The following is a 21,403-nucleotide window of genomic DNA, read 5'->3' on the forward strand; positions in this document are numbered from 1 at the left end:
CTAGGGCTTCGGGGTGGGCGTGGGCCTCGGCGTAGACGTCGCCGGGGGCGTGCTGCCGTCGGTGCGCTTGGGCACCGAGAAGCTGCCGCTCACGCGGCCGGTCGGCGTGGCCGGGCCGACATTCGCGCCGCCACCGAGCGTAGCCGAATTGCTGTCCAAGTTGATCGCCAGCCGCGCCCCGCGCACGACGTTCGATCCTCGGATCAGCACCACATTCCCGACCAGCGTGATGATCCGCTCGTTGAGATTGTAGACGGCGTAATCGCCGCTCGCGGTCTCGTCGGGGCGCTTCACCACGACATGCCCGGTCGCCTGAACCTTGGTCAGGTCCGGGGCGGCGGACGACTTGAGCAGGCTCGAGGTGTACATCGCCACCGCGCGATCCGATGCGATCGACAGGGTGCCCTGCTGGGCGCGGACCCGCCCCTCGAACGTCGCCCGCAGATTCTGGTCGTCGAGCTGAAAGCGATCCGCCTCGAGCGTCATCGTCTCGGTGGGCGCCGCCTGCTTGCCGGCGCGCTGCGCGTGCGCGGCCGACCCCGCCGCGGCGGCCGCGAAGACGAGCGCGAAGGCGCCGAGACGAGAAAATGCCATATTCGAGCCTGCCGGATGAGAATGGGGCGGAGTTATGCCCAACGCGTGGTCAAGGCAAGTTTCTTAGCGGCAGCGCAGGCTTCACGCTCATGGTGCCGCCGGTGCCTCGGCGTCGCCAGTCCGCGTCAGGAAGCGGCTATAGCCCCAGCTGATCCCGATCAGCACCACGCCGAGCGCGAGGAACGACAGGATGCGCAATATGCCATCGAGCGCGGCGGCATCGATCAGGAATACCTTGAAGGTCACCAGCGTGAGCAGCGCCAGCCCGGCTAGGCGCAGATCGTGCACCGCGGCGGCGATCCCGCGCCATAGCCAGAACAGGGCGAGACCGAGCAGCACTGCCGAATAGCCGCCATTTTCGAGCGTCCCGATCGGGCCGGTCAGGATGCTGCCGTGCATCGCCTGGCGGACTGCGACCAGCGCCGTGACAATGGTGAGCAACGCCGCGCCGATCCGCCAGCCCCGCCCCTTCAGCAGCGTCCACAGCCAGGCAGCGGCGAGCGCGGCGTGCAGCACCGCGGCATTGGCGAGCGGGATCGCGCCGACCGCCTGGGGCTCGACCACCGGATTGAGGACCAGCAAGTCGAACCAGACCAGCCGCACCAGCCCCAGCCCAAACAGGATCGCCGCGAGTGAGGGAAATCGCCGGCTGCGCAGCAGCGCCCAGCCGGCGGCGAGGCATGCCTGGGTGAGCAGGGCACGCTCGACAAAGCCCCAAGCGACGAATTGCGGGATCGTCGCGATCGCCAGCACTTGCTTGGCTAGCGCGTAGAGTAGCAGGATCGCCACGCCGATCGCGATGCTGCCGACCAATCGCCGCGCGCGCCCGAGCTGGCGCGGATCGAGCAGGGTGACGAGCAACGCCGCGCTGGGCAGCGCCAGCGCGCGGAACAGCTCCGGCAAGGCAGGCAGGTCCAGATACGGCAGCCGCTCGCCGGCTAGCGACTTCGCCACCAACGTCGTCAGCCCGAGCAATGGCAGCGCGGCGGCGATGAGCGCCGCACCATAAGGCAAGCCAGGCAGCACGAACAATGCCGGTGCACGGGCGACACGCGCCCAGCCCGCCAGCCCGAGTACCACCAGCGCAAGCGGCAGCCCCAGCCATGTCGCGGGCAGGAACTGGGCGAGGCCGAGCGCGGCGAATAGGCCCGCGGCAAGGCTGGCAACGACCAGCACCGGCTCGCTGGTCTCGCTGCGGATGCGCCATGCGAGGTGTGCGCAGGCCGCGGCGGCGAGCAGGTCGATTCCGCCCCACGCCGCCGGTGCGAGCAGCGACGGCGCGCAGCCCTGCGCGACGAGCAATGGACCGGCGGTGCCGCCGAGCGCGAGCGCCGCCCAGCTTCTCGCCCGGGCAGCCAGCAAATGGCCGGGAACCGCGAACAGCAAGGTCGCGGCGGCAGCCGCGAGCGGGGTCGCGCTGCGCTCCGGCTGGAGCAAAGCGAGCGTTTCGAGCACGAGCAGGAAACCGAGCGCCGCGAGCGCGGCGGGCAGATAGAGCGACTGGCGCCACGACAGGAACAGCGCCGCCGCCGCCAGCACGAGATAGAAACTCCATGCCAGCGCCCCGAAATCGAGCGACGGCGCGAGCGCCAGCAGCTGGACGAAGCCGGCGACGAGCGGCGCCAGCCGCAGCCAGCGATTGTGTGTGCCGGTGGCCGGCAGTGCGGCACTGGCGCAGACCGCGAGCAGCATCGTGAACGCACCCACCGCCGACAAGTCGCCGCCGCCCCCAGGCAGCACCGCGATCAGGAAGTTGATCCATCCGAACCCGGCAATGCTCGCGGCGAGCGCGAGCCAACCCCAACCGCGATGGACCGCCAACCCGAACAAGGCGGCGATGAACAGCCCGAGATACACCAGCAGCGGCCCGATCCCCGCTGCATCGAACCCCGCGACCAGCGGCGCGACGAAGCCGCCGATCAGCGCCATCACTGCGGTCGGCGGGCCGTGCCGCAGCGCCAGTCCCATCGCCGCCGCGGTGACGAAGACCACTGCGACGAATGCGGTCAGCGGCGCGATCAGGTGGTAGAGCGCCGCCGCCATGTACAACGTGCCGTACAGGCTCGCCACGCCCGCCCCGGCGAGCACCTGCGCGACGCGCGGGTCGTCGGCCGTCGCGGGCCAGCGCCGCGCGGCTTCGCTGGCGGCGATGAGCGCCACGCCGAACGCCGCGGCGAGCAAGGTGCGCACCGACGGGCCTAGCAGCCCGCTCTCGATCGAATAGCGCACGAGGAAGAAGCCGGCGAGGACGAGCGCTGCCCCGCCGATCCAGATCGGCAGCCGTCCGCCGATCAGCGATTCGAGGTTGAGCGGCGGTAGCGTCGGATTGGCGCGCGCCGGCTCCGGCGATGCGGGCTCCGGTGCGGTGACCCGCTCGGACGGCAGAGCGCTCTTCGCCGCGATGGCCGCGGGCGCATCCTCGATCGATTCGCTGGCGACCAAAGGCGGCGGCACTGCGACCAAATCGGACTCGCGCGCTTCGAGCTTGGCGACGAGTGACTCGACGCGGCGCAACTCCTGTTCCACAACGGCAAGGCGACGCAGGACCACATAAAAGGCCGCGGCGACACCCAGGGCGAGCAGGAGCGTGAAGACGTTCACTTGCCTCTCCTTGGCACAGCGGATTCGCGCTGTCGTGGCAAACTAGGCGTTCCCGGGGTCCGGAATGCCTGTTTTGCGGCATGATGGAGAGAATGTGCGATGATCGTATTTGGTTCGACGCTGTCGCCTTACGTTCGCAAGTGCATGGTTTTCGGGGCCGAAAAAGGAATCGCCCTCGAATTGCAGCCCGCCGGCCTCGGCCGCGGAGGACCCGATTTCCAGGCGGCCAGCCCGTTCGGCAAAATCCCCGGCTTCCAGGACGAGGACTTCCGGATCTCGGATTCGTCCGCGATCGTCGCCTATCTCGAGGCCAAATATCCCGAGCCCAATCTGATTCCGGCGGAGCCGCGCGCGCGGGCGCGGACGATCTGGTACGACGAACTGGCCGACACGATGATGATGGCGGCCGGCACCGCGATCTTCGGCAACCGCTTCGTTTTGCCTCGCGTGCTCAAGCGCGAATGCGACCTCGAAGCGGCCGACCTGGCCGAGCGCGACCTGCTGCCGCCGCTGTTCGACTATCTGGAGAACGTTATTCCCGCGAGCGGCTTTCTCGTCGAGGACCGGCTGACTTTGGCGGATATTGCGGTCGCCAGCCCGTTCGCGACGCTTCGCTGCATCGGCGTATCGGCGGACGCGGCGCGCCACCCGCGCACAGCCGCCTATATCGAAGCCATGCTCGCGCGGCCGAGCTTCGCCGCGATCCTCGCCAAGGACCAGGCCGTGGTGGCGGCGATGGGCGGCCCGGTGACCGCGCAACAGGCGGCCTGAGCCGCTGGCCAAGCCGCATGCCGCGCCCTAGAGGGGCGGCATGCGGTTCGCCTTCACCAAATGCCATGGCTCGGGAAACGATTTCCCGCTGATCGACGCGCGCGCCGTCGCACTGGCCGATACGGATTGGCCAGCCGTGGCGCGCGCACTCGCGGATCGCAACGGCCCGGTCGGCGGCGACGGGCTGCTGCTGCTTGTCGCGGGCGACGGCGAACACGCCTTCGGGATGCGGATGTTCAATTCGGACGGCTCGGAGGCCGAGACCTGCCTCAACGGCCTGCGCTGCGTCGCGCGCGCGGGTTTTGAGGCGCTCTGCCTCGATGCCGCGCGCGTCAGGCTCAAGACCAGTTCGGCCGAGGTCGCGCGCGAGGCGGAACTCGCGCCGGGCGTGGTCACCGTCCGCACCGTCGTGGGCCCGGCCTCGACCGATCTCGCGGATGTCGGCCTCACTGGCCCGCTGTCCGAGCTGCCGAGCGCCCGCAGCTTCACCGCAGTGGCGATGCCCAACCCCCATCTCGTGACCTTCGTCGACACGGTCGACGAGGCCGAGCTCGTCGCGCTCGGCGAATATTGCGAGGCGGGCCCGGCGCTGATCCCGGCGCGTGCGAACGTCTCGTTCGTCGAGCTGCGCGGCGAGGATCTGTTCGTGCGCACCTTCGAGCGCGGTGTCGGGCTGACCGACAGCTGCGGCAGCGCGATGGCGGCATCGGTGCTCGCCGCGGGGCTGACCGGGCGGGTGCCGCTCGACACCCAGGTCCGCGTGTTCAACAAGGGCGGGCTGGTCCGCGGCCGTGCCGATGCCGACCGGATCGTGACGATCAGCGGCAACGCCACCTTCCTCTACGACGCCACGATCGAGATCGACCTGGCGAGCGGCCGCGCCGGATCGCCGGAGATCATCGCGCGCCGCACTGACGAGGCCGATGCCTGGAACGCCGCCGTCGCCGCGCTCGGCTGAGCTTGCCAGCGACCAGGGGCTTGGCTAGCCTGGCCCGACCAAGAGGCCCGACACCGGCGCCGGGAGGGATTTGCCGATGTCGTGGATTCGCTCGCTTGCCGCCGCCGCGCTATCGCTACTCCCGCTGTCACTTGCCGCGCAGGACGTTCCGCGCGCGGCGCTGCCCCCGATCGACAAGCCGCTGCCACCCGCTGCCGACCGCACGCCGCGCGCAGCGGTGATGCTCGCCGATTATCGCTACGACGATCTGCTTTGGGAGAATGACCGCACCGCGCACCGCATCTATGGGCGCGCACTCGAAGCCTATGAACCGCCATCGGGTTCGGGGATCGACAGCTGGGGCAAGAACGTCGCCTGGCCGTTCATGGACCGCCAGCTCCGCAGCGGCGACCAGCACGGCTTCCACGGCGAGGGGCTCGATTATTACAATGTCGGGACCTCGCGCGGCGCCGGCGGGCTCGGCATCTGGCTCGACAACAAATTGTGGACCTCGCGCAACTTCCGCAGCTACCGGATCCTGCGGAACGGCCCCGACGCCGCCGATTTCCAGGTCGATTACGCGCCCTGGCCGGTCGATGTCGGCCGCAAGGTCTGGGAAACGCGGCGCTTCACGCTGCCGATGGGCACCCATTTTACCCGGATGGTATCGACGATCCGCTCCGACAAGCCAGGCGCGCTGGTCGTCGGGATCGGGCTCGCCCGCAAGCCGACCGGCGCCGAGGGCGAGCTCACCGTCGACAAGGCACGCGGGCTGCTTTCCTGGTGGGGGCCGGAGGAGCGCGAACATGGCCGGATGGCGATCGCGCTCCGCTTCGATCCCGCGATGCTCGTCGATGTCGTCAAGGATGCCGATAATCATCTCGCGCTGCTTCGCGTGACGCCGGGCAAGCCGTTCGTCTATTATTCGGGCTCGGCGTGGAACCTCGGCAATGGCGGTTTCCGCACGCGCGCCGATTGGGACCGCGCGGTCGCCGCCGAGCGCGTGACCTTCGCGGCGCCGTCGCCGGGGCGCTGAATCAGCGGACCGCGATCGACCCGATCCGCCGCGCCACCGCCTCGATCAGTTCGTCCTGCTTGGTCAGGATCGCCTCGATCTGCGCCGCCGTGATCGGCTGGGTGAACGCCACGCCGAACCGCCGTCCGCTGCGCCACTGAACGCGTGCGGCTCCTAGCGGGATTCCGCAGGCCAGCCGCACCTTCTCGCCGATCTCGGGCACGGCATCGGCATAGACCAAGGCGCCGCCCGTCGAAATGTTGAGCACATGCACGCGCTGCGGCGCGCCGGTCTCGCAACTGAGTTCGCCGGCATGGAAGATCTTGGTGCGCGGCGCCGCTCGCTGGTGCGCGCCGTCCTTGTCATTGGTACGCATCTTACCCCCGGTCCGCCATCAGCGGGAAGCGCACGGCGACGCCGGCCGTTCCGCAAAATTGAAGGTTAGCAGCCGCTTAACCTCGATTGTCGCGCCGCAGCCCATAATGGTCCGCCAGCCGATCGAGCGCGATCCCTAGCACCACCTTGCCGGCGCGACTCGGCCAGCCCAGCGCCTTCTCGGCCGTCGCCAGACCCTCGCCTGCGCAGACCACGCGCCACAGCACGTCCGACAGCCCCGGGCCCGTCGCCGTCACCGCCGCATCGAAGCGTGCCTTCGCCCCGATCTGCGCGTGCGTCGGATCGTGGCGCGCCGACGACCCGCGCGGCGCACGCGGACTCGTATCCCAACGCATCGTCACCTGCGGCCCCAGCGCCGCCCGCTCATAGTCGCCGCGCAACCGCTCGCCCGCCTCGAACTGCCGAGCGTCGACATGCCCGCGCGATCGAAGCCAGCCGAGCGGCGACTCGGCCAGATTGACGGTCACGCTGCGCCCCCCACGCGGTGGCGCCTCGCCGCTTACACCGAAATGGTCGATCCGCCGCTCGATGAGTTCGCGCATGTCGTACTCCTTATGTTCCGAAGGCACGGCTTGCCACGAAGACCTGTTTGTAGGAAAGACAAAAAACCAAATCGGTTAGGAGACGTGCCGATGATCACTGCCATCCGCGAAGTGCGACGCGCCAAGGGCCTGACGCTCGACGACGTCGCGCAGCGCTGCGATCCCCCCACCACCGCGCAGACCATCGGCCGTCTCGAGACGGGCACGCGGACGGTGTCGGTCGGCTGGCTCAACCGTATCGCTGCCGCGCTCGGCGTCGAGGCGTCGGACCTCGTCCGGCTGCCCGACCGCCCCGAGATCGCCGTCGCCGCGATCCTCGACGGCAGCGGTGCGCAGGCGCCGCGCAGGCCCGCCTCGGTGGTCCCGCCGCGCGGCGAGCCGGGGATGATCGCCGTAACGGTGGGCGGCGGGATCGGCGATTATCGCGCCGGCGACGAAATCTGGTGCGATCGGCTCGCCCCCGATCTCTACGCGCGCGCGCTCAATCGCGACGTGCTGGTGCCCCGCCCCGCCGGCCGCTTCGTGTTCGGGCGGCTGATCGGCCGCGAAGGGGAGAAATTGCACCTGCTGCCGCTCGGCGCCGGCGCGCGTCAGCAAGTGGTGAACGATCCGCCCTGGATCGGCTGCGCGGTACGGCTGGTCCGCGCGCTCTAGGCCGTCGCAACCCTCTTGCCGAGTGCGCCACAGAGGCGCAGTCTGCCTGCATAAAAAGGCAAATGCAGGAGGGGACTGCGATGATCAGAACAGCGATTTCGATCGCCGCAATAGCGGCATTCGCGGCGCCGGCACTGGCCGAGGACTGGGACTTCGTCCTCGCGAACAACACCGGCAAGCCGATCAAGGGGATCGACATTTCCGCCGCCGGCGCCGGGACCTGGGTCCCCAACAAGGTCGAACCCGAGGCGAAGAAGAGCGAGACCAAGCATGGCGGCCGGATGACCGTGCATTTCGACAAGGGCAGCGGCTGCAAATACGACGTCAAGGCAACGTTTGCCGACGATACCAGCGCGGTCTGGTCGGGGATCAACGTGTGCGACAACGCCTATGTGACGCTCAACTACGCCAACGGCGCGCCGACCTTCAAGGCGACCTAGCCGCCCGGTAGCGAAGGGATGGTGGGCGCTGACGGGCTCGAACCGCCGACCCTCTCGGTGTAAACGAGATGCTCTACCAACTGAGCTAAGCGCCCTTGCCCGTTGCCGATGCCAAAAGCCGCGCGCCGGGGCAAGGCTTCAAACGAGGTGGAGCCCCGCGCGCTTCACCGCGCTCGCATAGCTGCGCATCCCCTCGAGGCCCTTGGCGCTCAGGCCGATATAGGCGCGACGACGATCGCTGGGATCGGCCTGGCGCTCGAACAGTCCGGCTTCGTGCAGCGTACCGATCCAGCGCAGCGCCGTCGTCGGCGGCACTGCGGCGGCGATGCACAGGCTCGACACCGAGACCTGGCGCCGCTCGAGCTGCGCGGCGAACAGGTCGAGCAGCATGTCCCAGGCCGGATCGGCGAACAATTCGTCGGCGAAGAACTGCGCGCGCATCCGCCGCGCGCGGATCACGGCGCGGATCTCGCCCGCGGCAATCTCGACGGGCGGGCCGGCATCGGGGCCGCGATAGCCGGTGCCAGGGTCGCGGATCCGACCGCGCGTCTCGGTTTCCTCGCTGCGGGTCAGCCGCGCCAGCGTCTCGGCGATCCGCGCCACTTCCTCGCTCAGCCGACGCAGTCGAACCGATTCGGTCTCGCGGTTGACATCGTCCATCACCCCGCGGGCGTGCCACTTGGCACCCGCAATCGCGCTGACCCGCTCGGCGCGCGTCGGGCTGCAGAGTATCTGGCGATGCGGGCCGAGCAATTGCGCAGCAGCGGCGTCGATCTGCTCGGGCAGCACGGTCGCGACGACACCAAGCGCGCGCTCACGCGCCATCGTGTCCGCGCGCGCCAGCACCAGGTCGAGAAGGTCCTCGGGCGCTGCCGCGGTCTCGATCAGGATCAGGTCGAGCCCGTCATAGTTGCTCAGGTCGCGCGAGGCCTCGGCGAAGGAAACCGGCTGGCGCGACTGGCATCCCGCGAGGCCCAAAGCATCGACCGCCTCGCCGGCTGCGTCAACGCTGTCCGCGATGACCAGCGCGACAGGCGCACCGTTGGCATAGCCATCGCTCGGACTTTCGGAAAATTGGGTCAGTCTCGCCATCCGCTGCCTCAAGGGTTCGTCTTCTGTTCCGGAGATGCCGCAGCGCCCCGAAACAATTGAGTCCGATTTCCTCCATTTCGGAGGTTATAAGGCGGCCCACGCAGTGCGCAGTCGATCAAGCGTCCGTAACGGATCGAACGCGGCGACTACGCTTGAACAAATTCCCCCGTTCGACCGGAAATCAGTCGAGCGACTTCACGATCTCTTCCACCATCTTCTTGGCGTCGGCCAGAAGCATCATCGTATTGTCGCGGTAAAACAACTCGTTGTCCACACCTGCATAGCCGACGCCGCCCATCGATCGCTTGATGAACAGCACCGTCTTGGCCTTTTCGACGTCGAGCACCGGCATGCCGTAGATCGGCGAGGACTTGTCGGTCTTGGCGGCCGGGTTGGTTACGTCGTTGGCGCCGATCACGAAGGCGACGTCGGTCTGCGCAAACTCGCTGTTGATGTCCTCGAGCTCGAACACCTCGTCATAGGGCACGTTCGCCTCGGCGAGCAGCACGTTCATGTGCCCCGGCATGCGCCCCGCGACCGGGTGGATCGCGTATTTGACGCGGACGCCATGCTCCTTGAGCTTGTCCGCCATCTCGCGCAGCGTGTGCTGCGCCTGCGCGACCGCCATGCCGTAGCCCGGGACGATGATGACCTGCTCGGCCTGGCTCATCAGGAAGGCGGCATCCTCGGCCGAGCCGCGCTTCCACGGCCGGTCGGTCGCCGCCGCGGCCGCGCCGCTGCCGCTGTCGCCGCCGAAGCCGCCGGCGATGACGCTGACGAAGCTGCGGTTCATCGCGCGGCACATGATATAGCTAAGGATCGCGCCCGAGCTGCCCACCAGCGCACCGGTGACGATCATCGCGGTGTTGTGGAGCGTGAATCCCATCGCCGCGGCCGCCCAGCCCGAATAGGAGTTGAGCATCGACACCACCACCGGCATGTCCGCTCCGCCGATCGGCACGATCAGCAGGAAGCCGATGACGAAGCTCAGCACGGTGATCGTCCAGAACACCCAGGGGCTCTGATCGGTGAGGAAGAAGCCGATCAGCCCGACGATGCCCGCGAGCAGTGCGAGGTTGATGACGTGTCGGCCCGGTAGCAGGATCGGCTTGCCCGACATGTTGCCGTTGAGCTTGAGGAAGGCGATCACCGAGCCAGAGAAAGTGATCGCGCCGATCGCGACGCCGAGCGCCATCTCGATGCGGCTGACCGGCAGGATCGTCACTACATCCGGGCCGTAGATCGGCCGGATCACCTGCGCGATGCCGAAGGCCAGCGGATTGAGGAACGCCGCTGCGGCGACGAGTACCGCGGCCATGCCGACCAGGCTGTGGAACGCCGCGACGAGCTGCGGCATCGCAGTCATCGCGATGCGGCGGGCGGTGACGAGACCGATCGCCGCGCCTATGGCAATGGCACCGAGGATCAATCCGGCGGTGGAATAATCGATCATTAAGTCGTGAGGATTGCCGGGCGGCCATGGTTGGGAGCGCAAAGGCATATGCGTCACCAGCGTCGTCACCACCGCGATCGCCATGCCTATCATGCCGAGGCGATTGCCGCGCTGGCTGGTGACCGGGCTCGACAGGCCGCGCAGCGCGAGGATGAAACAGACGCCCGCGACCAGATAGGCCAGCGACACCCAGGGGCTCACGGAGACGGCATGCTCCATCTCAGCGCACCTTCTTCTTGTACATCGCCAGCATCCGCGCGGTCACCGCGAACCCTCCGAAGATGTTGATGCTGGCGAACACCACCGCGAGCAGCCCCAGCCATTTCGACACCGCGCCGCCGCCGCCCAGTCCCGTAGCCGCCGATGCGATCAGCGCGCCGACGATGATCACCGAGGAGATCGCATTGGTCACCGCCATCAGCGGCGTGTGCAGCGCCGGGGTGACCGACCAGACGACATAATAGCCGACGAAGCAGGCCAGCACGAAGATCGACAGGATCGAGATGAAGTCCATGGTTACTCCTCACGCGGCCCGGCGTTGCGGCAGGGGAACAACGCGTCCCATCTCACATGCAGCCTCTATCCAGCAGGCGATCGCATCATAGGCATTGCGCAGCGCTTCCTCGGGCGTTTCCCCGTCGGAGCGGCATCCCGGCAGTTCGGGCGCAATCGCAGTGAACCCGCCGCCGTCAGCCTCGGCGAGCGGTAAGATATCGACTTCGAAGTCCTGTGGTGTCGTGATCACTTCTGATCCTCCCCGGAACGGGGAGGGGGACCAGCCGCAGGCTGGTGGAGGGGGCGTGCGGCAAGCAAGACGATCGCAGCGGCCACCCCGTCTGCGTCCTTGAGGACATCCGAAGCTAGCACGTGGACGACTGCATAGCGGTTTAACCGCAGAAAAGCCTCGCGCTCGGCATCGTGCGCCAGCGCTTCGGGACTGGAGTGCACCTGCCCGTCGACTTCTACCACCAAGCGCTTTGGCGCATGATAGAAATCGACGATATACGGCCCGATCGGGTGCTGGTTACGAAAATGCAATCCGGAAATGGGTTTCCGCAAGCGCTGCCAAAGCAGCACCTCGGGATAGGTCATGTTTCTGCGTAGCTTGCGGGCGCTGTACACTTCAGGCCGGCGTAGGCGCGGAGAGCCCCCTCCACCGCGCTTCGCGCGGTCCCCCTCCCCGTTCCGGGGAGGATCGGGGAGCTGCGGCGCCGTCACGCGCCAAGCAACCTTTCGTGCACCACCTTGCCGCCTTGGGTCAGCCGGATCGCATTGCCGATCTCCTCGTCGAGCACCGGCTTGCCCGCCTCTTTATCCCAAAAGGCGCTCAGGAAATTGAACAGATTGCGGGCGAACAGCGCCGAGGCGTCCGCCGCCAGCCGCGACGGCACGTTGCGGTGCCCGACGATCCGGACGCCGTGCCGCTCGACCACTTCGCCGGCAACCGCGCCCTCGACATTGCCACCGGCCTCGACCGCGAGATCGACGATCACGCTGCCCGGCTTCATGCTCGCGATCTGCGCATCGCTGATCAGCCGTGGCGCCGGGCGCCCGGGGATCAGCGCGGTGGTGATGACGATATCCTGCTTGGCGATATGGCTCGACACCAATTCGGCCTGCGCCGCCTTGTATTCGTCGGACATCTCGGTGGCGTAGCCGCCGGTGCCCTCGCCCTCGATGCCTTTGACGTTCTCGACGAAGATCGGCTTGGCGCCCAGCGACTGGATCTGCTCCTTCGTCGCCGCACGCACGTCGGTGGCGGAGACCTGCGCGCCCAGCCGCCGCGCCGTCGCGATCGCCTGGAGCCCGGCGACGCCCACCCCCATCACGAATACCTTGGCGGCGCTTACCGTGCCCGCCGCGGTCATCATCATGGGGAAGGCACGGCCATATTCGGCGGCGGCATCGAGCACTGCCTTGTAGCCGGCGAGGTTGGACTGCGACGACAATATGTCCATCGATTGCGCGCGGGTGATGCGCGGCATGAGCTCCATCGCAAGTGCCTCGGCCCCGAGCGCGGCGTAGCGGTCGACCCGCGCGCGCGCTCCGAACGGATTGAGTCCGGCGACGATCCACGCGCCCTGCTTCAACCCGCCGAGCGCATCGGGGTCGGGGCCCTGTACGCCGATCACGATATCGGCATCGGCCAGCACCTGCGCCCGGTCGCCCAGGCTCGCGCCGGCATCGGCGAAGGCCTGGTCGGCGATCGACGCGGTCTCGCCCGCCCCGGCCTCTACCGCGATCGTGGCACCGAGCCCGATGAATTTCTTGACGGTCTCGGGAGTCGCGGAGACGCGCCGCTCGGCGGCGGCGGCCTCCTTGAGCACCGCGATCTTCACCTCAGCTGGCGATCATGAAGACGACGAAGGCGCCCACCGCGGCCGCCGCGATCGTTCCCCACAGCATCAGCCGCGTGAACCCGCCATAAGTCGCGGCATGTGCCTGGACCTCGGTGCTGGTCTCGCCCGTATCGGCCATGCGTCTCGATCCCCTCTGAACAACTTTTGCCGGGACCTTAACCGCCGTGCCGCGCCGCCTCAACCCCGGGCGCGTAAACATCGCCTGCGTCCAGGCTTAAGCCGCCCTTTACCCATGCCCCTTATGGGATACGACCTGAATTGGGACAGTGGGGACATTACGGATGACGCGCAACGGGCAGCGCCTCCTGATGCTGATCGACGACGAGCCGGCGCAGCGCCGCCTGGTGGCGGCGATCGCCGCGCGCCGCGGCTGGCGCACGATCTTCGCAGGCGAATCCGAGACCGCGATCGCGATGCTCGGCACCCCCGACGGCATGGCGCTCGACGCGATCATCCTCGACAATGCTGCGTCCGACGCCGATGCCGCCGCGCTGATCGGCGAGCTGCGCGCGCGCCGTCCGCAGCTGCCCATCCTCGTCCTCACCGCCAACAGTTCGGCCGCCGCCGCAGTCAGCGCGATGCGCGCCGGCGCCACCGATTTCCTCGTCAAGCCGATCGCCTCCGAGCGGCTGCTCGCCGCGCTCGAAGTCGCCGCGGGCGGCCTGACCGCGGGCGAGCTGCGCCCGCTCACCGAAAAGCTCTCGGTCAGCCTCGCCTTCGACGAGATCGTCGGCAGCGCCCCGCAATTCCGCGCCGCGCTGGCAATCGCCGCCAAGGCCGCGCGCGCCCGCGTGCCGGTGCTGATCGAAGGTGAGAGCGGCGTCGGCAAGGAAGTCGTAGCCGAGGCGATACACGCCGCCTCCCCGCGCAGCCGCAAGCCCGCGATCGCGGTCAATTGCGGCGCGATCCCCGCCAATCTCGTCGAATCGGAGCTGTTCGGCCATGAGAAGGGCGCGTTCACCGGCGCGTTCGAGCGCAAGATCGGCCGCTTCCAGGACGCCGATGGCGGCACCCTGTTCCTCGACGAAGTCGGCGAGATGCCGCTCGACGCCCAGGTCAAGCTGCTCCGCGTGCTCCAGACCGGCGAAATCCAGCCGCTCGGCGCGCGCCACCCGCGCGAAGTCGATGTCCGGGTGATCGCGGCGACCAACAAGAGCCTGCTCGCCGAAGTCGAGGCCGGCCGCTTCCGCGAGGATCTCTATTACCGGCTCAACGTCGTCCAGGTGACGATCCCCCCCTTGCGCGAGCGCGCCGGCGACATTCCCGCGCTCGCCCGCCACCTCCTCGCCCGCGTCGCCGAGCAGCCCGGGCTGCGCCCGCTCGGCATCACCGACGACGCGCTGGCGATGCTCGGCAGCTATGATTGGCCAGGCAATGTCCGCCAGCTCCAGAATGCCTTATTTCGCGCCGCGGTGCTCTGCGAGGGCGACGGGCTCACCCGAGCGGATTTCCCGCAGATCGCCCAGCTCGCTGCGGGCCGCCCCGCCGGCAGCACGCCGCCGCAGCATGGTTCGGGCAATGCCGGCGTCACCTTGTTCCGCCCCGACGGCAATCTGCGCGCGCTCGACGAGATCGAAGCCGACGTGATCCGCCTCGCCATCGGCCATTATCGCGGCCGGATGACCGAAGTCGCCCGTCGCCTCGGCATCGGCCGCTCGACGCTCTACCGCAAGCTCGGCGAGCTGGGGATCGACCAGAGCGCCGCCTAGCGCCGTGCCCGCCACAGGCTGAGTCCGGGCTGCCGCGTGCCGGTAACCTCGTTGAATGGCTGCTCGATGCCGATCGGCGCCAGAATGCGCCCGGGATCATAGTCGCCGCGCTTGAGGACGAACATGCGCCACTCGCGCGTCAACAACGCCCGCGCGCCCGCGGCATCGACATGCTGCACCTCGGCAAGCCCCTCGGCCCAGCGGTCGCTCGCCACTTCGGGCGCAACCACCACCAGCCGGAGGCGGCTGCCCCTCGAATCGAGATAATGGCGCGCGGCGACGCCCATCGCATCTCCCTCCACCAGCAGCACAGCTTGGGGATCGGTGGCATCCGCCGCTGAAACTACCTGCGGCCAGGCTTCGGTCTCGCGCATCGGGAGCCAGCGCAGCGTCGCCCCCAGCTCCAGGACCAACAGCAGCCCAGTCAGGACGCTGCGTAGCGGCACCGATGGCACGCGCACCAGCGCCACTGCCACCAACACCGTCATCGGCGCCTCCGCCCAGAACAGCGTGCGCGGCAGGAAGATCGGCAGCCTCTGGCTCAGCGCCCAGAGCAGCAAGGGCGCGCCCACCGCGAGGATTGCGAGCAGCACGACTGTCGCTCGGCGATCGCGCACGGCAAACCAGGCGAAGCCGCCCAGCCAGGCGAGCGCGAGGACCGGCAGCAGCGCCACGCTCTCGCCAGCGATGTAGAAGGGCAGATAAATCACCCCGGCCATCTCCAGCGCCTGCGCCACGCCGGGCCGGGCAATCCAGCCGAAGGTCGAAGTAGAAGCGCCTGCCTGGCCCAGGCTGATCCACGCCCACCAGCTCCACAGCAGCCCGACGATCAGGTTCGCCGCTAGCCACTGCGCCAGCGCACTCCGGTCACGCCGCAGCAGCCAAAGCATCGCCGCATTGGCCAGCGCGACGAACACGACCATCGTCGTATGCGCATAGAGCGCGACCAGCGTCGCCGCGGCATAGCCCGCCCACGAGGCAACGCTACGGCGATCGAGCCAGGCCAGCATCGCGATACAGCCGAACAGCGCAGCGCTTTGCGCGAGGATATAGCCGCGAACCTCTTGCGAGAAATCGAGATGCGCCGCGGAAAGCGCGAGCAGCGCCGCCGCGATCAATCCGGCAATCGTCCCGCCGATGCGTCGCGCCAGCCACCAGGCCGCGGCGATCCCCGCCACGCCGATCAGCACCGACAGTGCCTGCACCGCGAAGTCGCTTTCGCCGAACAGCGCGATCCAGCCCTTGAGCAACGTGTAGTAAAGCGGCGGATTGGCCTCGCGTGCCATCCAGCTGCTCCACAAGCGGCTCAGCGGCTGCTCAGCGAAGCGGACCGCGGCGATCTCGTCGAACCACAAGGAATAGCCCGCGCTGCCCAGCCGCAACGCCGCGGCGAGCAGCAGGATCGGGACGATCAGCCAGTCCGCCTTTGCCTTTCCGGTCAAATTCGCCCCCTCCTTCGCGCGAAGGGTGTCGCGGGACGCCTCGTCAGCGTCAAGCAGCGCGCTCAGTCGCGCGGCACGGGAAGGATCGGCAGCATGCGATGGACCACGCCGTCGCGGTTGAGGAATTGGTGCTTGAGGGCGCCGAGCACGTGGAGGCCGATCAGCACATAGGTCGCCTTGACCAGCAATTTGTGCGCGCCGCCCAGCATCTCGCCAAGATCCTCCGAGCGCGGCACCGGCAGGTTGCCGATCGGGAACAGTCCGAACCAATCGGTAGCAGGCCCGCCGCGCGTGGAGGCGGCCGCCCAACCGAGCAGCGGGATCGCGAGCAGGGCGACGTAGAACAGGACATGCGTGGCGCGCGCGAGCAGCCGCTCCCAGCGCGCCATGTGCGCGGGCAATGCGGGCCAGGGATGGCCGATCCGCCAGCCGAGCCGGATCAGGGTCAGCACGAACACGGTGATCCCGATCGACTTGTGCGTCGCGAACCAGCTGAGCTTGGCGGGACCTTCGGCATCCTCCATCCACCCGCCGACCACCACATTGGCGATCAGCAACGCGGCGATCGTCCAGTGGAGCAGGATCGAGACGGTGGAATAACGATGTTCGGATTCGCGCATCTCGTCAGTCTCCCGCGGCGCGTGGGCGCCTGCACGCAAAACAGTATCGGGCGGATAACGATCCCGCGTCGCTAGCCCGTCACCCGCGCGACCAGAGCCGCGTCGCGCATCCCGCGCCACACGCGCAGCGCCTGCGCGGTCTCGAACACGTCGTGGACGCGGAGCAATTGCGCGCCCAGTTCGGCGCCCTTGAGCGCCACCGCGAGCGATCCGCCGAGCCGCGCCTCGGCCGGCGCCTCGTTGGCGAGTGCGCCGATCATCCGCTTGCGGCTGGCGCCGAGCACGATCCCGCAGCCGATCCCGTGAAACAGCGCCAGCCCGTTGAGAAGCGCGAGATTGTCGGAGAGCGACTTGCCGAAGCCGATCCCCGGATCGATCAGCACCCGCGACCGGTCGATCCCGCGCGCCACGACCTCGTCGACGCGGCGCTCGAGCCAGTCGTAAACCTCGATCAGCACGTCGCCGTAATTGCCGCCCTCATGCCCGGTCTTGGTCGGGTCGGGGGAATGCATCAGCACCACCGGGCAGCGGGCGGCCACGGCGACATCGAGCGCGCGATCGTCGTAGAGCAAGGCCGAGACGTCGTTGATCAGTTGCGCACCCGCGGCGAGCGCCGCTTCCATCACTGCCGCCTTGCGCGTGTCGACCGATACCGCTGCGCCGCTGCGCGCGAGCCGCTCGATCACGGGCACGATCCGCGCGATCTCGTCGCCCTCCCACACCGCCGCCGCGCCCGGCCGCGTCGATTCGCCGCCGACATCGACGATCGCCGCACCTGCGACGGTCATGTCGACCCCGGCCTGCGCCGCACCTGCGGGTTCGCCGACATGCCGGCCGCCGTCGGAAAAGCTGTCGGGGGTGACGTTGAGGATGCCCATCACCTGCGGCTGGTCGAGGCGCACGACGCGCTCGCCAAGGCTGAGCGGCGGACGCGGGGCGGAGATGCGCGCGGCGAGTGGCTGCAGGCGTTCGTCGTCGGGTAGGTCGGCGACCGGAATACTGCGCTGGGCCGTACGCTTGCCGCCCTCGACTGCGATCAGTTCGTAGGCTGCGAACCAGCACAATCCACCCGCCAGCCGCGCGACGCTGCCGTCAGCATGCCCGATCGGCGTGTCGACGAACTGCGTGGGGCGAAGATAGAGGCGAGCCTTGGTAGGAAAGTCCATGGGCGGATCCTACTAGATCCTCCCCGGCACGGGGAGGGGTACCGCCGCCGAAGGCGGTGGTGGAGGGGGTAGGCCCCAAAGGATATCGCTGGTGGAGAGCCCCTCCACCAGCCTGCGGCTGGTCCCCCTCCCCGTGCCGGGGAGGATCGATTCAGGGCTGCGTCGCCAGAAGGTACGTCTGGCGCAGCGCGTCGATCGGCTTGAGCACGCCCTCGTCCTCGAAATGCCAATAGGACCAGCCATTGCACGATGGCGCATTCTGCAGCGTCGCCCCGAGCTTGTGGATCGACCCCGCCGCGTCGCCGCATTTGAGCGATCCGTCGGCGCCGACCAGCGCGCGGTGCCGCCGCTTCGAATCGGTCAGCACCGTACCCGGCGCGAGATAGCCGTTCTCGACCAATTGCCCGAACGCCACGCGCGGCGCGGCCTTGGGCGCCTGCATCGTGGTCAGCGCCGATTCGTCGAGCGGCAGTGCCGCGTCGATCCGCGCCTGCGCCGCCTCGACATAGACGCCCTCGCGATCGATGCCGATCCAGCGCCGCCCGAGCCTTTTGGCGACCGCGCCGGTAGTGCCGGTGCCGAAGAACGGATCGAGCACGACATCGCCCTTCTTGGTGCTCGCGAGCAGCAGGCGATACAGCAACGCCTCGGGCTTCTGGGTCGGATGGACCTTGTGGCCGTCCTTCTTGAGCCGCTCCTGCCCGCCGCAGATCGGGAATTCCCAGTCGCTGCGCATCTGGAGCTCGTCGTTGAGCGTCTTCATGCTGCGATAATTGAAGGTGTAGCGCGCTTTCTCGCCGGTCGACGCCCAGATCAGCGTCTCGTGCGCGTTGGTGAAGCGGGTGCCCTTGAAATTGGGCATCGGGTTGGCCTTGCGCCAGATGATGTCGTTGAGGATCCAGAAGCCGAGGTCCTGGATCGCGCTGCCGACCTTGAAGATGTTGTGATAGCTGCCGATCACCCAGATCGAGCCGTCGTCTTTGAGGATGCGGCGCGCCTCGGCGAGCCATTCGCGGGTGAACTTGTCATAGGCGGCGAGGCTGTCGAACTTGTCCCAGGCGTCGGTGACCGCGTCGACATGGCTGCCGTCGGGACGATTGAGGTCGCCGCCAAGCTGAAGATTATAGGGCGGATCGGCGAAGATGCAGTCGATCGACTTGGGGGGAAGCTCGCGCATCCGCTGGATGCAATCCCCGCGCAGGATCTGGTCGAGCGGCAGCACCGGCACCGGCTCGACAGGCGTGCGGCCCCGCACCTTTACCTTTTCCAGAACCCCCATTGCACGCTACTCCCTTGCCCGAACCCCCGTAATCGGGGCACGCGGACTCCGTCGTCAAGCGAACATTGGTTAACGAAAATGCCTGCTAAGGCGTTAACGCGGCAGAACATTCGGGCATCCGCCCAGATGTTGAGTCAAGAAGTTATCCACAGGCGCAAGCGCTGGTGGTGTGGCGCAAAAGACTCAGTTCGGCGATGCACGCAAACTGGCGATCGTGCTCCGGCGACAGCCGGAGCGCCGGCGGCAAGCGACACTTCAGAGGCCAACTCCGGCCTTCGCCGGAGCACAGGAATGATTCGGATGGCCACGTGCTTGTGCTCCTGCAAAAGCAGGAGCCCAGGGGCGGCAAGCGATCCGCCTGTGATTCTGGGCTCCTGCTTTCGCAGGAGCACGAACCGATGCGACATCCCTCGTTCGCCCTGAGCCTGTCGAAGGGCGGCCATCCCCAAGCGAATCGTTCGCGGCAAACGCGCCCTTCGACAGGCTCAGGGCGAACGGATTTAGGCCAGCGCCCGGCGCCTAGGCCGCGGTGCCGCCTACGGTCAGCCCTTCGACCAGCAGAGTCGGCTGGCCGACCCCGGCCGGCACGCTCTGCCCGCCCTTGCCACACATGCCGACGCCCTCGTCGAGCGCGAAGTCGTTGCCGATGCCGGTTACGCGGGTCAGCACCGACGGGCCGTCGCCGATCAGCGTCGCGCCTTTGATCGGGCGGCCGAGCTTGCCGTTCTCGATCCGGTAAGCCTCGGTGCACGAAAAGACGAACTTGCCCGAGACGATGTCGACCTGCCCGCCGCCGAAGCTCTTCGCGTAGATGCCCTTCTTCACGCGCGACATCAGTTCGGCGGGGTCGTCCTTGCCCGCCTTCATGAAAGTATTGGTCATCCGCGGCATCGGCGCGTGCTGGAACGATTCGCGGCGGCCGTTGCCGGTCGGCTCGACGCCCATCAGCCGGGCGTTGAGGCGGTCCTGCATATAGCCCTTGAGGATGCCGTCCTCGATCAGCACGGTCTCGCGCGTCGGCGTGCCTTCGTCGTCGATCGACAGCGAGCCACGGCGGTCGGTAATCGAACCGTCGTCGACCACGGTCACGCCCGGTGCCGCGACGCGTTCGCCAATCCGGCCCGAGAACGCGCTGGTGCCCTTGCGGTTGAAATCGCCTTCGAGCCCGTGCCCGATCGCCTCGTGAAGCAACACCCCCGGCCAGCCCGGGCCACACAACACGGTCATGTCGCCCGCCGGCGCTTCCTCGGCATCGAGATTGACGAGGGCCTGGGCCAGCGCCTCGTCGATCGCGCGGTTCCACGTCGCGGGCTCGAACAGCCGGTCGTAGAGCGTGCGCCCGCCGGTGCCGAAGCTGCCGGTCTCGCGGCGGCCATTTTGCTCGACCACGATCGAGACGTTGAGCCGGACCAGCGGCCGGACATCGGTAGCGATGAAGCCGTCGGGACGGACGATCTCGACCACGCCCCAGGATCCGGTGAGCCCGACCGAGACCTGCACCACCCGCGGATCGCGCGCGCGCGCCGCGGCGTCGATCGTCTGGCACAAATTCACTTTGTCGGCGAAGGGGACCAGATCAAGCGGGTCGCCATCGGTGTAGAGATGGCGGTTATTGCCTTGGGGCGGCGGCGCCTTGCCGGTCTTGCCCGGCTCGATCAGCGCCATCGTCTCGGCGGCGCGGCGGATCGCCGCAGGACTGATCTCGTTGGCGTGCGCGAACGCCGTGGTTTCGCCGGAGACCGCGCGCAGCCCGAACCCCGATTGGGTGTCGAAGCTCGCGGTCTTCAGCCGCCCGTCATCGAAGCCGAACGCCTCGGTCTTGCGGTATTGGAGGTAGAGCTCGCCATCCTCTGCAGTGGACAGCGCATCGGCGGTCAGCCGCATCGCGATTTCGGGATCGAGCTCGCGGTAGAGATAGGCGCGGGGATCGGAAGGAATCGACATCCTTCCGATATAGGATGCTCAGACGCTGGCGCCAGCGGGATGATCGGGCAATTGGCTCTGGTCGGCGCCATCGGCGGGGCCGCCGATCAGCACGAAGCGGCGGTCGCAATAGCCGCAATCGACATAGCCATACTCGTCGATCTGCAGGAACACGCGCGGATGGCCAAGCGCGGCGGGCACGCCGGGACCGCTGCCATCGCAGGCGACGCGGGCGTGGGAAGTGCGGATCGTCTCGGGCAAAGGCGCGGTCATGAGTCGCCGATAGCAAGGGCCCGACCGAGCCTCAATTCCTTTCGTCACCCCGGCCTTGCCAAGTGCGCTCCCCTCCCGCTTGCGGGAGGGGCCGGGGGAGGGCATGGGGTCTGACGGGTGACATCCGGTCACACCC

At 68.2% G+C, this 21,403-nt stretch carries 23 protein-coding genes and 1 tRNA gene; 6 read left to right on the forward strand and 18 right to left on the reverse strand.

The genetic code is table 11. The features are described from left to right. Together AC3WJI_RS10290 and AC3WJI_RS10295 are read right to left on the reverse strand one after the other, a co-directional pair. Window positions 1-594: an LptA/OstA family protein gene (locus tag AC3WJI_RS10290; protein ID WP_492757171.1), complete on the reverse strand. Its 594-nt coding sequence runs from the start codon at window positions 592-594 to the stop codon at window positions 1-3. An 87-nt stretch (window positions 595-681) separates the two neighbouring features. After that, the gene (locus AC3WJI_RS10295; protein ID WP_492757172.1) at window positions 682-3,195 is read right to left on the reverse strand and encodes a DUF2339 domain-containing protein; all 2,514 of its coding nucleotides are present in this window, start codon (window positions 3,193-3,195) and stop codon (window positions 682-684) included. Between the two features lie 99 nt (window positions 3,196-3,294). Between AC3WJI_RS10295 and AC3WJI_RS10300 the strand changes: the two genes are divergently transcribed. From AC3WJI_RS10300 to AC3WJI_RS10310, 3 genes are all read left to right on the forward strand, one after another. Then, the gene (locus tag AC3WJI_RS10300) at window positions 3,295-3,966 is read left to right on the forward strand and encodes a glutathione S-transferase family protein (RefSeq protein ID WP_492757173.1); all 672 of its coding nucleotides are present in this window, start codon (window positions 3,295-3,297) and stop codon (window positions 3,964-3,966) included. A gap of 40 nt (window positions 3,967-4,006) precedes the next feature. After that, on the forward strand, window positions 4,007-4,924 hold the full coding sequence (gene dapF / locus AC3WJI_RS10305; RefSeq protein ID WP_492757174.1) for a diaminopimelate epimerase: 918 nt from the start codon (window positions 4,007-4,009) through the stop codon (window positions 4,922-4,924). A 76-nt stretch (window positions 4,925-5,000) separates the two neighbouring features. Further along, a complete protein-coding gene (locus AC3WJI_RS10310) occupies window positions 5,001-5,939 on the forward strand; it encodes a DUF4861 family protein (RefSeq protein WP_492757175.1) in 939 nt (312 codons plus the stop codon). Between the two features lies 1 nt (window position 5,940). Here the strand turns inward: AC3WJI_RS10310 and AC3WJI_RS10315 are convergent, their stop codons facing one another. Continuing rightward, the gene (locus AC3WJI_RS10315) at window positions 5,941-6,294 is read right to left on the reverse strand and encodes a PilZ domain-containing protein (protein WP_492757176.1); all 354 of its coding nucleotides are present in this window, start codon (window positions 6,292-6,294) and stop codon (window positions 5,941-5,943) included. Window positions 6,295-6,370: 76 nt separating this feature from the next. Then, window positions 6,371-6,856, reverse strand: a complete 486-nt coding sequence (locus AC3WJI_RS10320; protein WP_492757177.1) for a DUF6456 domain-containing protein — start codon at window positions 6,854-6,856, stop codon at window positions 6,371-6,373. Between the two features lie 90 nt (window positions 6,857-6,946). Between AC3WJI_RS10320 and AC3WJI_RS10325 the strand changes: the two genes are divergently transcribed. Next, window positions 6,947-7,510, forward strand: coding sequence for a helix-turn-helix domain-containing protein (locus AC3WJI_RS10325; RefSeq protein ID WP_492757178.1), 564 nt, complete (start codon window positions 6,947-6,949; stop codon window positions 7,508-7,510). Window positions 7,511-7,590: 80 nt separating this feature from the next. After that, a complete protein-coding gene (locus tag AC3WJI_RS10330) occupies window positions 7,591-7,950 on the forward strand; it encodes a hypothetical protein (protein WP_492757179.1) in 360 nt (119 codons plus the stop codon). Between the two features lie 19 nt (window positions 7,951-7,969). On the opposite strand, the gene AC3WJI_RS10335 is transcribed toward AC3WJI_RS10330, so the two are convergent. The 8 genes from AC3WJI_RS10335 to AC3WJI_RS10370 form a co-directional block, all read right to left on the reverse strand. Then, a tRNA-Val gene (locus tag AC3WJI_RS10335) sits at window positions 7,970-8,045 on the reverse strand. Between the two features lie 43 nt (window positions 8,046-8,088). Continuing rightward, window positions 8,089-9,042: a winged helix DNA-binding protein gene (locus AC3WJI_RS10340; RefSeq protein WP_492757180.1), complete on the reverse strand. Its 954-nt coding sequence runs from the start codon at window positions 9,040-9,042 to the stop codon at window positions 8,089-8,091. Window positions 9,043-9,223: 181 nt separating this feature from the next. After that, window positions 9,224-10,714, reverse strand: a complete 1,491-nt coding sequence (locus tag AC3WJI_RS10345) for an NAD(P)(+) transhydrogenase (Re/Si-specific) subunit beta (protein ID WP_492757181.1) — start codon at window positions 10,712-10,714, stop codon at window positions 9,224-9,226. A 1-nt stretch (window position 10,715) separates the two neighbouring features. Further along, window positions 10,716-11,009: a proton-translocating transhydrogenase family protein gene (locus AC3WJI_RS10350; RefSeq protein WP_492757182.1), complete on the reverse strand. Its 294-nt coding sequence runs from the start codon at window positions 11,007-11,009 to the stop codon at window positions 10,716-10,718. A gap of 9 nt (window positions 11,010-11,018) precedes the next feature. Beyond that, a complete protein-coding gene (locus tag AC3WJI_RS10355; protein ID WP_492757183.1) occupies window positions 11,019-11,240 on the reverse strand; it encodes a type II toxin-antitoxin system HicB family antitoxin in 222 nt (73 codons plus the stop codon). Next, window positions 11,237-11,617: an endonuclease domain-containing protein gene (locus AC3WJI_RS10360; RefSeq protein WP_492757184.1), complete on the reverse strand. Its 381-nt coding sequence runs from the start codon at window positions 11,615-11,617 to the stop codon at window positions 11,237-11,239. Before AC3WJI_RS10360 ends, AC3WJI_RS10355 begins: the two co-directional genes overlap by 4 nt. Window positions 11,618-11,709: 92 nt before the next feature. Beyond that, window positions 11,710-12,834, reverse strand: coding sequence for an NAD(P) transhydrogenase subunit alpha (locus tag AC3WJI_RS10365; RefSeq protein WP_492757185.1), 1,125 nt, complete (start codon window positions 12,832-12,834; stop codon window positions 11,710-11,712). A gap of 1 nt (window position 12,835) precedes the next feature. Further along, window positions 12,836-12,973, reverse strand: a complete 138-nt coding sequence (locus AC3WJI_RS10370) for an aa3-type cytochrome c oxidase subunit IV (RefSeq protein WP_492757186.1) — start codon at window positions 12,971-12,973, stop codon at window positions 12,836-12,838. Window positions 12,974-13,136: 163 nt separating this feature from the next. Between AC3WJI_RS10370 and AC3WJI_RS10375 the strand changes: the two genes are divergently transcribed. After that, window positions 13,137-14,564, forward strand: coding sequence for a sigma-54-dependent transcriptional regulator (locus AC3WJI_RS10375; RefSeq protein ID WP_492757187.1), 1,428 nt, complete (start codon window positions 13,137-13,139; stop codon window positions 14,562-14,564). Here AC3WJI_RS10375 and AC3WJI_RS10380 read toward each other — a convergent pair. From AC3WJI_RS10380 to AC3WJI_RS10405, 6 genes are all read right to left on the reverse strand, one after another. Continuing rightward, window positions 14,561-16,006 (reverse strand): glycosyltransferase family 39 protein, encoded by a 1,446-nt coding sequence (locus AC3WJI_RS10380; RefSeq protein WP_492757188.1) that lies wholly within the window; start codon window positions 16,004-16,006, stop codon window positions 14,561-14,563. The two genes, AC3WJI_RS10375 and AC3WJI_RS10380, sit on opposite strands and share 4 nt — an antisense overlap. Before the next feature lie 62 nt (window positions 16,007-16,068). Continuing rightward, the gene (locus tag AC3WJI_RS10385) at window positions 16,069-16,626 is read right to left on the reverse strand and encodes a cytochrome b (protein WP_492757189.1); all 558 of its coding nucleotides are present in this window, start codon (window positions 16,624-16,626) and stop codon (window positions 16,069-16,071) included. 71 nt (window positions 16,627-16,697) lie between these two features. Further along, on the reverse strand, window positions 16,698-17,792 hold the full coding sequence (folP, locus tag AC3WJI_RS10390) for a dihydropteroate synthase (protein ID WP_492757190.1): 1,095 nt from the start codon (window positions 17,790-17,792) through the stop codon (window positions 16,698-16,700). Between the two features lie 151 nt (window positions 17,793-17,943). Continuing rightward, window positions 17,944-19,071, reverse strand: a complete 1,128-nt coding sequence (locus AC3WJI_RS10395) for a site-specific DNA-methyltransferase (protein WP_492757191.1) — start codon at window positions 19,069-19,071, stop codon at window positions 17,944-17,946. Window positions 19,072-19,590: 519 nt separating this feature from the next. Next, complete coding sequence (gene tldD / locus AC3WJI_RS10400; protein ID WP_492757192.1) at window positions 19,591-21,015, reverse strand: metalloprotease TldD; 1,425 nt, start codon at window positions 21,013-21,015, stop codon at window positions 19,591-19,593. An 18-nt stretch (window positions 21,016-21,033) separates the two neighbouring features. Continuing rightward, window positions 21,034-21,267: a zinc-finger domain-containing protein gene (locus tag AC3WJI_RS10405; RefSeq protein ID WP_492757193.1), complete on the reverse strand. Its 234-nt coding sequence runs from the start codon at window positions 21,265-21,267 to the stop codon at window positions 21,034-21,036. Window positions 21,268-21,403: the final 136 nt, after the last annotated feature.

Source organism: Sphingomonas sp. FW306-1B-B10E, assembly GCF_058782005.1.

Excerpts from the sequence above, each read along its gene's own strand:
- AC3WJI_RS10290 (WP_492757171.1), bottom strand. The coding sequence starts at position 594 with ATGGCATTTTCTCGTCTCGGCGCCTTCGCGCTCGTCTTCGCGGCCGCC.
- AC3WJI_RS10300 (WP_492757173.1), top strand. The coding sequence starts at position 3,295 with ATGATCGTATTTGGTTCGACGCTGTCGCCTTACGTTCGCAAGTGCATG.
- dapF (WP_492757174.1), top strand. The coding sequence starts at position 4,007 with ATGCGGTTCGCCTTCACCAAATGCCATGGCTCGGGAAACGATTTCCCG.
- AC3WJI_RS10310 (WP_492757175.1), top strand. The coding sequence starts at position 5,001 with ATGTCGTGGATTCGCTCGCTTGCCGCCGCCGCGCTATCGCTACTCCCG.
- AC3WJI_RS10315 (WP_492757176.1), bottom strand. The coding sequence starts at position 6,294 with ATGCGTACCAATGACAAGGACGGCGCGCACCAGCGAGCGGCGCCGCGC.
- AC3WJI_RS10320 (WP_492757177.1), bottom strand. The coding sequence starts at position 6,856 with ATGCGCGAACTCATCGAGCGGCGGATCGACCATTTCGGTGTAAGCGGC.
- AC3WJI_RS10325 (WP_492757178.1), top strand. The coding sequence starts at position 6,947 with ATGATCACTGCCATCCGCGAAGTGCGACGCGCCAAGGGCCTGACGCTC.
- AC3WJI_RS10330 (WP_492757179.1), top strand. The coding sequence starts at position 7,591 with ATGATCAGAACAGCGATTTCGATCGCCGCAATAGCGGCATTCGCGGCG.
- AC3WJI_RS10340 (WP_492757180.1), bottom strand. The coding sequence starts at position 9,042 with ATGGCGAGACTGACCCAATTTTCCGAAAGTCCGAGCGATGGCTATGCC.
- AC3WJI_RS10345 (WP_492757181.1), bottom strand. The coding sequence starts at position 10,714 with ATGGAGCATGCCGTCTCCGTGAGCCCCTGGGTGTCGCTGGCCTATCTG.
- AC3WJI_RS10350 (WP_492757182.1), bottom strand. The coding sequence starts at position 11,009 with ATGGACTTCATCTCGATCCTGTCGATCTTCGTGCTGGCCTGCTTCGTC.
- AC3WJI_RS10370 (WP_492757186.1), bottom strand. The coding sequence starts at position 12,973 with ATGGCCGATACGGGCGAGACCAGCACCGAGGTCCAGGCACATGCCGCG.
- AC3WJI_RS10375 (WP_492757187.1), top strand. The coding sequence starts at position 13,137 with ATGACGCGCAACGGGCAGCGCCTCCTGATGCTGATCGACGACGAGCCG.
- AC3WJI_RS10385 (WP_492757189.1), bottom strand. The coding sequence starts at position 16,626 with ATGCGCGAATCCGAACATCGTTATTCCACCGTCTCGATCCTGCTCCAC.
- folP (WP_492757190.1), bottom strand. The coding sequence starts at position 17,792 with ATGGACTTTCCTACCAAGGCTCGCCTCTATCTTCGCCCCACGCAGTTC.
- AC3WJI_RS10395 (WP_492757191.1), bottom strand. The coding sequence starts at position 19,071 with ATGGGGGTTCTGGAAAAGGTAAAGGTGCGGGGCCGCACGCCTGTCGAG.
- tldD (WP_492757192.1), bottom strand. The coding sequence starts at position 21,015 with ATGTCGATTCCTTCCGATCCCCGCGCCTATCTCTACCGCGAGCTCGAT.
- AC3WJI_RS10405 (WP_492757193.1), bottom strand. The coding sequence starts at position 21,267 with ATGACCGCGCCTTTGCCCGAGACGATCCGCACTTCCCACGCCCGCGTC.